The organism is Bradyrhizobium sp., from assembly GCF_019244115.1.
Classification (GTDB): Bacteria; Pseudomonadota; Alphaproteobacteria; order Rhizobiales; family Xanthobacteraceae; genus Bradyrhizobium.
The window spans coordinates 1-11474 of record NZ_JAFATE010000672.1 but is presented as its reverse complement, the minus strand read 5'-3'; the positions used below and the strand labels follow the sequence as shown (position 1 = coordinate 11474).

The 11474-nt window shown below is 64.4% G+C and carries 8 protein-coding genes and 5 pseudogenes; 8 read left to right on the top strand and 5 right to left on the bottom strand.

The genetic code is table 11. From position 1 onward, the window contains the following. Positions 1–123, bottom strand: a pseudogene (locus tag JOZ76_RS29245) (short-chain dehydrogenase); the annotation flags it as partial. A gap of 45 nt (positions 124–168) precedes the next feature. Continuing rightward, positions 169–330 (bottom strand): annotated as a pseudogene (locus JOZ76_RS29240) (TetR/AcrR family transcriptional regulator); the annotation flags it as partial. 98 nt (positions 331–428) lie between these two features. On the opposite strand from JOZ76_RS29240, the gene JOZ76_RS29235 reads away from it, so the two are divergent. From JOZ76_RS29235 to JOZ76_RS29220, 4 genes are all read left to right on the top strand, one after another. Next, positions 429–764, top strand: a complete 336-nt coding sequence (locus tag JOZ76_RS29235; protein ID WP_366113664.1) for a hypothetical protein — start codon at positions 429–431, stop codon at positions 762–764. A gap of 148 nt (positions 765–912) precedes the next feature. After that, positions 913–2409: an aldehyde dehydrogenase family protein gene (locus JOZ76_RS29230; protein ID WP_291704635.1), complete on the top strand. Its 1497-nt coding sequence runs from the start codon at positions 913–915 to the stop codon at positions 2407–2409. A 136-nt stretch (positions 2410–2545) separates the two neighbouring features. Further along, a complete protein-coding gene (locus JOZ76_RS29225) occupies positions 2546–3673 on the top strand; it encodes an alkene reductase (protein ID WP_291704633.1) in 1128 nt (375 codons plus the stop codon). 147 nt (positions 3674–3820) lie between these two features. After that, positions 3821–4303, top strand: coding sequence for a GFA family protein (locus JOZ76_RS29220; RefSeq protein ID WP_291704632.1), 483 nt, complete (start codon positions 3821–3823; stop codon positions 4301–4303). Positions 4304–4339: 36 nt separating this feature from the next. On the opposite strand, the gene JOZ76_RS29215 is transcribed toward JOZ76_RS29220, so the two are convergent. Further along, entirely contained in the window at positions 4340–4885 is a 546-nt protein-coding gene (locus tag JOZ76_RS29215) for a TfoX/Sxy family protein (protein WP_291704630.1), read from the bottom strand. A gap of 83 nt (positions 4886–4968) precedes the next feature. Between JOZ76_RS29215 and JOZ76_RS29210 the strand changes: the two genes are divergently transcribed. Beyond that, a complete protein-coding gene (locus JOZ76_RS29210; RefSeq protein ID WP_291704628.1) occupies positions 4969–6630 on the top strand; it encodes a thiamine pyrophosphate-binding protein in 1662 nt (553 codons plus the stop codon). 212 nt (positions 6631–6842) lie between these two features. Then, positions 6843–7316, top strand: a complete 474-nt coding sequence (locus JOZ76_RS29205; RefSeq protein ID WP_291704626.1) for an L-2-amino-thiazoline-4-carboxylic acid hydrolase — start codon at positions 6843–6845, stop codon at positions 7314–7316. Positions 7317–7417: 101 nt separating this feature from the next. Here JOZ76_RS29205 and JOZ76_RS29200 read toward each other — a convergent pair whose 3' ends face one another. Next, the gene (locus tag JOZ76_RS29200) at positions 7418–8692 is read right to left on the bottom strand and encodes an ABC transporter substrate-binding protein (RefSeq protein WP_291704637.1); all 1275 of its coding nucleotides are present in this window, start codon (positions 8690–8692) and stop codon (positions 7418–7420) included. Positions 8693–9033: 341 nt separating this feature from the next. Here JOZ76_RS29200 and JOZ76_RS29195 point away from each other — a divergent pair. Continuing rightward, a pseudogene (locus JOZ76_RS29195) lies at positions 9034–9501 on the top strand (CHASE3 domain-containing protein); the annotation flags it as partial. A 126-nt stretch (positions 9502–9627) separates the two neighbouring features. After that, positions 9628–10875 (top strand): annotated as a pseudogene (locus JOZ76_RS29190) (sensor histidine kinase); the annotation flags it as partial. Between the two features lie 163 nt (positions 10876–11038). Here the strand turns inward: JOZ76_RS29190 and JOZ76_RS29185 are convergent. After that, positions 11039–11474: pseudogene (locus JOZ76_RS29185) on the bottom strand (5,10-methylene tetrahydromethanopterin reductase); the annotation flags it as partial.

Sequence of the window (11474 nt, the reverse complement as noted above, 5' to 3'; positions counted from 1 at the left end):
GATGTCGGCGATACAGACCTTCATGCCGAGGCCTGCAAAGCGCAGCGCAGCGGCCAGCCCGATGCCGGAAGCACCTCCGGTGATGACCGCAACATGATCTGACGACATCGCAGGGTGGGACATCGGCACGCTCCGGGCTTTTCTGCTTTGGTTCTTTGTCGATCGGACTTATGCCACCGATTGCGCCACGAGTCCCTTCACCATCGCGCAGACGATGGCTGCGATCTCTTGCCGCAAGGCGCGGATCGGCACCGCCACCAGCTTCTGCTCCAGACCCAGCGCCACCTTCCCGTGCACGGCCGAGAACAGGCTGCGCGCTCGCAGGCCGAGCGTTCGGCCGGTCCGACATCGACCTTTCCTTGCGCACCCACCCGGGGCTCGTCCCCCGAAATCGTCGAACCCCCGGCCGCTCGCTGCCGCAGGCCGAGTTGTTGGCGGAGCTCGCGCGCCATCCGATGTTCGAGAGCGCCGAGCGGGTGTCGGAAGACCAGCTCGCAGCCTATGATCCTCCCGTCCTGCGCGGTTTTCTCGCGACGTGTCGCATGCTGCGCCGCTCCGAGCAGCCCTGGGGCCTCGCATCATCAGATCCGGCGGTCGAGCGCATGATGTCGCTGATGACGTCGCGCGGCGCCACCCATTTGATCATCCTGTCCCATGATCCGATCGATCTCAGCCTGATCGCCGTCCCGGTCATCTTTGCCGATCCGACCACCGAAACCGCGCTCTCCCTGGTGCGACGCCTGCTGACGCTGACGCCGCCGTGACAGTGGCGATGCCGAGGTGCATGGGAGACCTTCGTGCCGTCCGCTTTACCGACCCAAAGTGGCGCGATAAATTCGCGACCATAACGATCCGGCTTGGCGATCGACTCAGATCGCAGTCTCGAGCGAACAATCTTCGAGGGAGAGCAGCATGGCTGTGACACAGGCAATTCCGATCACGCGCCATCCTTACGCGGATGGCACCTACAAGAAGATGCTGATCGACGGCCAGTGGGTGGATGCCGCCTCCGGCAAGACCTTCGAGACGCACAATCCCGCAACTGGCGAACTGCTCGCAACCGTCGCCGAGGGCGACGCAGAGGACATCAACCGCGCCGTCGCCGCCGCCCGGCGCGCCTTCGAGGGGCCGTGGAGCAAGACAAAACCGTTCGAGCGGCAGCATCTTCTGCTCAAGCTCGCCGATCTCGTGGAAAAGCATTTTGAGGAATTGTCGCAGCTCGACACGCTCGACATGGGCGCGCCGATCAGCCGCACCCGCGGCAACCGCCTGCGCGTGCTCGGCATGCTGCGCTATTATGCCGGGCAGGCCACCGCGCTGCATGGCGAGACCATCGAGAACTCGCTGCCCGGCGAAATCTTTTCCTACACGCTGAAGGAGCCGGTCGGCGTAGTCGGCGCCATCATCCCCTGGAACGGTCCGCTGGCCGCGACGATCTGGAAGATCGGGCCGGCGATCGCGACCGGCTGCACCGTGGTGCTGAAGCCGGCCGAAGAGGCGCCGCTGACCTCGCTGCGACTCGCCGAGCTCTGCATGGAAGCGGGCATTCCGCCGGGGGTCGTCAACGTCGTGCCGGGCTACGGCGAGACCGCGGGCGCCGCGCTCTCGTCGCATCCCGACGTCGACAAGGTCGCCTTCACCGGCTCGCACGTCACCGGACAGGCGATTGTAAAAGCGTCCGCCGGCAATCTGAAGCGCGTCTCGCTCGAACTCGGCGGCAAGTCGCCGGACATCGTGTTCGCTGACGCCGATCTCGATGCCGCCGTACCGGGCGCGGCGATGGCGGTGTTCGCCAATTCCGGACAGATTTGTAGCGCGGGCACCAGGCTGTTCGTGGAAGCTGATGTCTATGACGAGTTCGTCGGCCGCGTCGCCGAGTTCGGCCGCAAGCTGCAGGTCGGCAACGGGCTCGATCCGGCGACGCAGATCGGTCCGCTGGTGTCGCAGCAGCAGCTCGACCGCGTCACCGGCTATCTCGACATCGGCCAGAAGGAGGGCGCGCGTGCGGTCGCCGGCGGCGGACGGCTCACCGAGGGACCGCTGTCAAAGGGCTATTTCGTGCAGCCGACCGTGTTTGCCAATGTCCAGGACAGCATGCGGATCGCGCAGGAGGAGATTTTTGGTCCGGTGATTTCGGCGATCTCCTTCAAGGACACCAACGAGCTGGTCCGGCGCGCCAACGCCACGACCTTCGGTCTCGGCTCGGGCGTATGGACCACCAATGTCTCCAAGGCGCACAAGGTCGCCAAGGCGCTGCGCGCCGGCTCGGTGTGGGTCAACTGCTACCAGGCGATGGACCCCGCGGTGCCGTTCGGCGGCTATAAGATGAGCGGCTATGGCCGCGAGTCCGGCAAGCAGCACCTGGAAGAATATCTCAACGTCAAGGCGGTCTGGGTGAAGACCGGCTAGCGCCACCCGTAAGAACGGGAAGAGGGAGAACGACGTTCTTCAGGAGTGGCCGCTTTGCACCGGCCACTCCTGTTTTGTGTCAAAAGGGCCCTCCTGTATGATACCCATCCTCTAAAAGATCGCTTCGGGGCAATCAATGTACCTTCCGCATCTGTTTTCACCGCTCAAGATCGGTGCCTGTCAGCTCGCACACCGCGTCGTGATGGCGCCGCTGACGCGGATGCGCGCGGCGCGGCCGTCGCTCGCGCCACGACCGCTGAATGCGGATTACTACGCCCAGCGCGCGACGTCAGGCGGGCTGATCATTGCGGAGGCATCGCCCGTGATGGCGACCGGCTTCGGCAATCCCGGCGTGCCCGGCATCTGGTCGGAGCAACAGGTCGAAGGCTGGCGCAAGGTGGTCGATGCCGTCCATGCCAAGGGCGGCATCATTTTTCTGCAGCTCTGGCACGTCGGGCGCGTCTCGCATTCGTCATTTCAGCCCGGCGGTGCGCTGCCGGTAGCGCCATCGGCAATCGCCATCTCATCCGAGTTCAAGGCCATGACCGCGGACGGCAAGGTCGTCCCTTATGAGACGCCGCGTGCGCTGGAGACCGACGAGATTTTTGGCATCGTTGCGGCCTTCAAACAGGCGGCGACGAACGCGCTTGCCGCGGGGTTCGATGGCGTCGAGATCCACGGCGCCAACGGCTATCTGATCGAGCAGTTCCTGCAGTCGCACTCCAACCAGCGCACCGACCGTTACGGCGGATCGATCGAGAACCGCGCGCGGCTGCTGCTGGAGGTGACGCAGGCGGCGATCGCAATTTTTGGCGCAAACCGGGTCGGCGTGCGGCTGTCGCCCTATGGCATTGCCAATGGCAGCGGCGAGGCCGACCCGATGCCGCTCTACACCCAGGTCGTGAGCGCGCTGGATCCGCTCGCCCTCGCCTATCTGCACTTGATCGAGCCGCGCTCGAGCGGCGCCGGCCGCGCCGAGGTCAACTGGCAGAACGTGCCGTCGGCGATGCTGCTGTTCCGCCCGGTCTGGACGGGCGTCTTGATCGCGGCCGGCGGATTTTCCGGCGAGGCCGCGGAGGCGGCGGTCGCGCAGGGCCATGCCGATGCGGTCGCGTTCGGCCGCATCTTCATTTCCAATCCCGACCTGCCGCGCCGCCTGCGGCATGGTTTTCCGCTGACGCCCTACAACCGCGCGACCTTCTATGGCGGCGAAGATGCGGGCTATACGGATTACCCGGTTTACGACGGGCTGGCGCCGGCCTAATCAGGCGTCATTGCGAGCGAAGCGAAAACTCGTCCGTCATGCCGGGGCGATGCGAAGCATCGAACCCGGACTCTCGAGGTTCTCAGGTGCGCAATTGCGCACCATAGTTCGCGCTTTCAGCGCGCCCCGGAACGACGGAGAGTTCTAATGGCCAAAGCCACGCCCGCAGCAGGGACCGCCGCCGGCCAATGCCTGTGCGGCAGCGTCGCCTTCGAGATCGACGTGCCGGCGCGCTGGGCCTGGCACGACCATTCCGCCGCCAGCCGCAGAGCCCATGGCGCAGCCTATGCGACCTATGTCGGGAGCTGGCGCAAGCGGCTTCGCATCAACAAAGGCGAGGACTTGATCAGCCGCTTCGAGGACAAGGCGACGAAAACTGTCCGCAGCTTCTGCGCGACGTGCGGCACGCCGGTCTTCTACGAGCGCGCGCGCTCGCCGCACATGGTCAACATTCCGCGCGCCCTGTTCTCCTCGCGTACCGGGCGCCAGCCGCTCTACCACATCGCCATCGAAGAGCTGCAGGACTGGGCCTATACCGGCGAGCCGCTGGTGCCGCTGAAGGGTTTTCCCGGCGTGGTGTGGCAGCGCTCGAAAAAGAAGAAGCAGCCCGAGCGGGAAGGGATGTTCTAGCCCGCGGAGACGATTTGCGCGCTTGGGGCGGCCGGCTCATCTCTTGGCCTTCTTTTTCTTCGCCTGCCATTGCACGAGTCTTGGCGGCTTCGGCTTTGCAGCAGGTTGCTTTGCAGCGCTCTTGTTCGCCGCGGTCTTTTTCGGCGCGTCCTTCGGCATTGCCGTTACGAAGGCCACGCCGCGCTCGACCCATTTTTTGAGCATGCTGTCGGTGCGGTAGCCGTCCGGTGCGACGCGGACATAGCCAGTCATGACGCGGCCGCGCATTTCCATCGGCGCGGTATAGGGTTCGCCGAGGGCGCGCGCAAACGCGTCCGGCCCGACGCGGACCAGCAGGCCACCCTTGCCGCTGACGACGCAGCACATGGATCCGCCGACCATGAAGCACAGGCCGCCCATCATCTTCCTGGCGACGACGTCGCGTCGCGCGGAGAGCAGTCTGCGGACGCGCTCGGCGGTTTCCTCGTCATAGGCCATGGTGAAATCCCCCAGCGGCGCTCTGCCGATGCTAATCGGTCGCGGATGATTTGGCGAGATCGCGCCGCCTGGTCGGGCGCGTGTTCGCTCCTGCAGGGCAGCCATGAGCCGCCTCCATTGATCTCGCCGTCCGGATCAGCATGATGCCAAAAACCCCGGCGCAACGGACGCGCGGGGAGGGAGGCGACATGAAGAACCGCATCACCGGGCGCTCGGCGTTTCTCGCGCTGCTGAAGGACGAGGGCATCACCCATCTGTTCGGCAATCCCGGCACGACCGAGCTGCCGATCATGCATGCGCTGAAAGAGCATCCCGACCTCACCTATGTGATGGCGATGCAGGAAAGCCTCGTGGTCGCGATCGCCGACGGTTTTGGCCGCGCCTCAGGACAACTCGTCGCCTGCAACGTCCATGTCGCGCCGGGCCTCGGGAATGCGATGGGGTCGCTCTACAACGCGTGCTTCACCGGCACGCCGATGATCCTGACCGCCGGCCAGCAGGAGCAGGGTCACGGGTTGACGGAGCCGGTGCTCTATGGGCCGCTGGTGCAGATGGCCGAGCCGCTGGTGAAATGGGCGGTCGAGGTGACGCGGCTGGAAGATCTGCCGCGGATCGTGCGCCGTGCCGCGAAAATCGCGACCGCGCCGCCGACGGGACCGGTGTTCATCTCGCTGCCCGGCGACATCCTCAACGCCGAAGCCGGGCTTGACCTTGGACGCGCGACGCGCGTCGACGCCCGTGTCCGGCCGTCCGATGAGGCGCTGCAGGCGCTCACTGCGCGCATCCTCAAGGCGCAGCGCCCGGTCATCGTCACCGGCGATGAGGTCGTGAAGAGCGACGCGCTGGCAGAAGCGGCGCTGCTCGCCGAGATGCTGGGGGCGCCGGCCTATCAATGCTCGACGCCCTATGGCGCGCATTTCCTCTCCGAAAGCCCGTGTTTCATGGGCGCGCTGTCGCGGCTGCAGAAGCAGGTACGCGAGGTGCTGTCGCCCTTCGACCTGATGATCGTGCTCGGCGCCGATCCGTTGCGGATGTCGGTCCATAGCGAGGTCGATCCGAGGCCGGAGGGCCTGTCGATCGCCCAGATCGGCCTGGTCGACTGGGACTTGGCCAAGAATTACGGCGCCGAGATCGCGCTGAAGGCAGACGTGAAGGAGACGTTGCGCGCGCTGCTGCCCGCGCTGAAGGCCGCCGGCGGCGCCGCGCTGGAGACGCGCGCGCGCCAGGGGCTTTCGGAGCTTGCATTGAAGAACTGGAGTGCGCGGCGCCAGCCGCTGGTCGAGCAGATCGCGCGGGCCAGGGACAAATCGCCGATCGATCCGGACTATCTCACTTTGCACCTTGTCGAGGCGATGCCTGGCAATGCGATCCTGGTCGACGAAGCGCTGACCTCGGGGCGGCAGATCCTCAGCCTGCGGCCGCATCGCGAGCGCTACGGCTATCATGCGCTGGCCTCGGGCGGCATCGGCTGGGGCCTGCCGGCGTCCGTCGGCGTCAGCCTCGCCCATCCGACCCGGCCGGTCGTGTGTTTTTCCGGCGACGGCAGTGCGATGTATTCGATCCAGGCGCTGTGGACCGCCGCGCATCACAAATTGCCGCTGAACGTCGTGATCGCCAACAATGGCGGCTACCGTATCATCAAGCAGCGGCTGCTCGCCTTCCATGGCGACGATCATTATGTCGGCATGGACTTTGCCGATCCGCCGGTGGATTTTGCCGCCATGGCACGGTCGCTCGGACTCGAGGCGATGCGGATCAGCGATCCCGGCGAGCTGCAGCCAAAACTGTCCGATGCGTTCGCGCGGCCCGGCGCCAAGCTGATCGAGGTGATGGTGGATGGAGCGGTGTGACAACATTTGATCGTCATTGCGAGCGAAGCGAAGCAATCCAGAAATCTCTCAGCTGGATTGCTTCGGCGCTTTGCGCCTCGCAATGACGCTAACTGTGAAACGGTAGTGTGGGCAAAGCGAAGCGTGCCCACCGTCTTGGAAACGCGCTCCGGACGGTGGGCACGGCGCGAAGCTTCGCCTTTGCCCACACTACCTTTCCGAGGTGACCATCCATGACCGTATCCGTCATCGAGCAGGCAAAGATTCAGGCGCAGGTCCTGGTTCCGCTGGTGAAAGCGCTGCAGGCCGAACTGGGCGAGGCGCGTGCCAATGCGCTGGTGCGAAAGGCGCTGGCCGATACGTATCGCCGCTTCGGCGAAGCGTTTTGGCAGAGCAGGCCGGACAAGCACCTCGGAGAGACCATGGCGTCGGCGTTCCGCACCTATGCCGCCGGCGACGCACTCGCTTATGACGTCCGCGAGCAATCCGATGATACCTTCGCGATCGATGTCTCGCGCTGCCGCTATGCCGAGTTTTACAAGGCGCTCGGCGAGCCGGAGCTCGGCTTTCTCTTCGTGTGCAGCGCAGACTTTTCCTTGGCCGAGGGATTCGGCGACGACGTCGCGCTGACGCGCACGCAAACCACTATGCAAGGCGCCAGTCATTGCGACTTTCGTTATAGGCGAAAGGACGAAAAGAAAACGTAGGGTTGGCAAAGCGAAGCGTGCCCACCAGCCAAGGTGACGCTTGCGGAAAGATGGCGGACACGGCGCGAAGCCGCGCCGTTGCCGCCCTACAATTTGTGCGCCTATCCGCGGATCGCCGCATTGGCGGTTTCGGCGGCGGCGGTCATGGCATCCTTCGCGGATCTCGCGCCGGAGACCACCTCGTTGACGCCGATCATGAAGGCGTCGAGGAGGATCCTCTGTTGCTGATGGAACAGGATCGCCTTGGCGCGGTCGACATCGGCATCTTGCAGGTTGGTCAGCGCCGCCTCAGCGGCTTGCGCGCCGAACGCCTTCCTAAAACCCTCGCTCGACCAGGCCGACACCCGGGTCGTCGCCAGCCCCGCCGCTGCGGTCTGCAGCGAGGTCGGCTTGCTCGTCGCCCACTGCAGGAACAGGAAAGCGGACTGCTTGTTCTTCGATTTGGAATTGATGCACGCCTGCCAATGCGACATGAAGGGCACGGGTTGGCGACCCGGGAGATGTGGAAACACGGCAAACTCGGCCTGGCCGGCGACGCGGCTCTTCGCCGGATTGGAGATGTCGGTCGCGAAATTGCTGCTGTCGATGGCCATCGCGGTCCTGCCCTGCAGGAAGTCATCGAGCACCTGGTACCATTCATAGTTGCCGATGGCGGCAGGACCGGCCTGGTTGAGTATTTGTCCGTACATATCGACGGCCGCGATCGCCTCGGGAGACGCGAAAGCGGCCTTGCCGTACTTGACGATGTCTCCGCCATAGGAGAACACGAAACCCATGGCCGGCGGGGAGGAGTTGCCGCCGGCCTGCGCCCGCATCGCGATGCCCGACATCTCATTGGTCTTGAGCGCCTTGGCGGTCGCCAGCAGTTCGTCGAACGTCTGGGGGATCGGCAGATCCTTGGCGGCCCGCGCGTCCCGGTCGATGAACAGCGTCATCGCCTCCGAGGTGATCGGGAAGGCGTACCGTTCGCCGTTCGACCACACCGGAAATGCGCGCGCCGTCTTGAGTAGGTCGCTCTCGTCATACCAGGCAAGATCGGTCAGCGCCTTGTTGCTGTAATAGGCGTTCAGCGGCTCGAGCCATCCTCCGGTGATGCCCTGTCCATAGGTCGTGTACATGAAGACGTCGGGCGTGCTGTCGCCGCGCGCAAGGCGGATCGGGAGCGCGCTCAGATAGGTGGTTTCCATTTGGAAGTCGCTGACGACGTTGATGCCGGTGAGATTGCTGAAATCCGGCAACAGTGGAGCGATCGCATTCGACCATGGGTGGACCGCGCCCGCGAGCGTGATCGTCGTCCCCGCAAATTTCCTCCAATCGATCGCAGCGCTGGCATAGGCTGCGGCGGCATCCCGGGCGGAACTCGTGCGCGGTAACATGGTCAAGGCCGGCAAGATCGCCCCTGCAGCGCTCAGCCCCTTGACGAAGCTGCGCCGACTTGTCGCAGTCCGAACTTTCAATGAGTTTCCATCAGAAGCCATGGTGGTGCTCCCGTAACTATGGATGACATTTGCAGAATGCGAGCAGAACCGGATCTGTCACTTCGCGGCACTCCGAGGCCGGCGTAACATGCGCGCTTGTGATTGCAGGGTCCCGGCTTACTGGGTGGACCGGCTTATGTTTGTTATGTTTCCAATGCGCTGACGCCCATTCTAACAATGTGTTGGCGTCGGCACCAGCAGATGCGCCGATCAAGCGGGCATCGAGAACGCCACGGTCAATGCCGATCCTTGCTCCGGAACATTCTTCCCGGTGGTATGCGCGTCCGCTGATTCCGGCGGCCGTGGTGCTTCTGACCCTGTTTGCAGCGGTCGGTTTTCTCGGCCTGCAATATTGGCGCGACCGACAGGCGGTCAATCTCTCGCTCGAGCATGGCCGTCAGGTGATCGATACGCTGGATCGGCTGCGAACGATCATCGCAGACCTGGAGGACGAAAGGCACAACTTTCTGCTGACCCTCGATACCAAATATCTCAAAGCTTACGGCGTCTCGGACGAAGGGGTACGCCGGGAGGCGCAGGCGTTGCAGGGTCTGGTCGCAAACGATCCACTGCAAAACTTTCGTGCCAGGCATCTGGCCCTGATCATTTCAGCAAAGCTGCGCGAGATCGACGACATCGTCAAAACGGCGACCCGTGACCGCGCGGCATCGGCAGCGCAGGCGATGGTCCGCGGCATGGACGATATCCGATTGCAGATCGACCTGATCAAGGACTATGAGAGCCTGCTGCAAGTCACGCGGGAGAAGCGCGCCGAGACGCTCGAAGGGCGCGCGACCTGGCTCATCGCCGCTGCCGTTGCCATCGTCGCCGCATTCGCAGGCGTGGCGCTGGCATTCGCGCGCTTCGAGGCCACGCGGCGGCGAGAAACCATCGAGGAGAACCTCCAGCTCCAGGGCTACCTCGAAGAGCGCGACAGGAAGATCCGGCGTCTGTTCGAATCCAATATCATCGGGATCATCATCTGGGAGGCCGAAGGCCGCATTCTCGAAGCCAATGACGCGTTCCTGCGTATTGTGGGATATGACCGCGAGGATCTCGCCGCAGGGCGGCTGAACCGCACGATGCTGACGCCGTCGGAATGGCACGCTTTGGATGCGCGTAACGTTGCGGAGATGAAGCGCACGGGCACCATCTCGCCCCTCGAGAAGGAGTACGTTCGGAAAGACGGCAGCCGCGTTCCGGTGCTCGTGGGCGGGGCGATGTTCGAAGTCGGCAGAGATCGCGGCGTCGGCTTTGTCCTTGATCTGACCGGGCGCAAGCGGGCGGAAGCCGAGGCCCGTGAGAATGAACGGCGATATCGGGAAGCTCTGATGGAGCTTGCGCATGCCAATCGGGTCACCACGATGGGTCAGCTGGCGGCCTCGATCGCCCATGAGGTCAACCAGCCGATCGCCGCCGTGGTCACCAATGCCCAGGCCGGACTCCTGTGGATGGAGGCTCAGCCGCCAAATCTTGAGGAGGTCCGGCAGAGCCTCGGTTTGATCGTCGACGACGGCCTGCGCGCCGGTGACGTTATCGGACGGATCAGGGCCCTGGTCAAAAAGGCCCCGCCACGGAAGGAGGAGGTCCAGATCAATGAGGTGGTGCTCGAGGTCATCACGCTGACTCGCACCGAAGCGGGGAAGAACAACGTCGCGGTGCGAACGCAGCTCGCCCAGGGTTTGCCGGTCGTTCGAGCGGATCGGGTCCAGTTGCAGCAGGTGATCCTCAACCTCATCATGAATGCCATCGAGGCGATGAGCGGCGCGGGCCAGGCGGTACGGGAACTCGTGATCAGTACCGGCGGAAATGCCGCGAACAGCGTGATCGTCAGTGTGCGGGATTCTGGTCCGGGACTGGATCCCAAGACGATGGATCGCCTGTTCGATGCCTTCTTCACCACGAAATCCAAGGGTATGGGCATGGGGCTGGCGATCTGCCATTCGATCATCGAAGTGCATGGCGGACGGATGTGGGCCGGTCCGAACGAGCCGCGCGGCGCCGTCTTTCAATTCACGCTGCCGCTGGGGCCCGACGAAGTCGTTCCCGCCCGGCACGCGGGCCCCATGCCCGCGATGTGAGCTCGCGGTTATCGACAGCATCGCTTGCAGCTAGATGCAGGGATCGTAGAGTGGGCAAACCGAAGCGTGCCCACCATTTTTCAATCGCGTTCGGATGGTGGGCACGGCGCGAAGTCGCGCCTTTGCCCGCCCCTACGACGGGAGCGCCTCGCAATGACGATCTCTATTCTGCAGCCTTGGCTGCGCCGCCCGGCCGATACTGCACGGCTGGATGCGGCGCCGAGAGTCGCGCGCGCCCCGGTCCGAACAGCTTTTCGCGCAACGTCCCTTCCGCATACGCGGCCTTGTAACGTCCGCGCCGCACGAGCTCCGGCGCCAGCATGTCGGCGATGTCGGCGAAGTCGCCGGGCGAGACCGCGAACGGCATGTTGAGGCCGTCCACATCGGTTGCCTCGAACCAGGCCTCGATCTCGTCGGCGACATGATCAGGCGTGCCGACGATGACCGGGCCGATGCCGCCGATTCCGACATGTTCTGCGACTTCGCGCACGGTCCAGACCCGGCTCGGATCGGCGCGGGTGATGTTGTCCATCGCGCTGCGGCCGGCATCGTTCTGCACATGCTGAACCTGCTGGTCGAGCGCCAGCGTGGAGAAATCG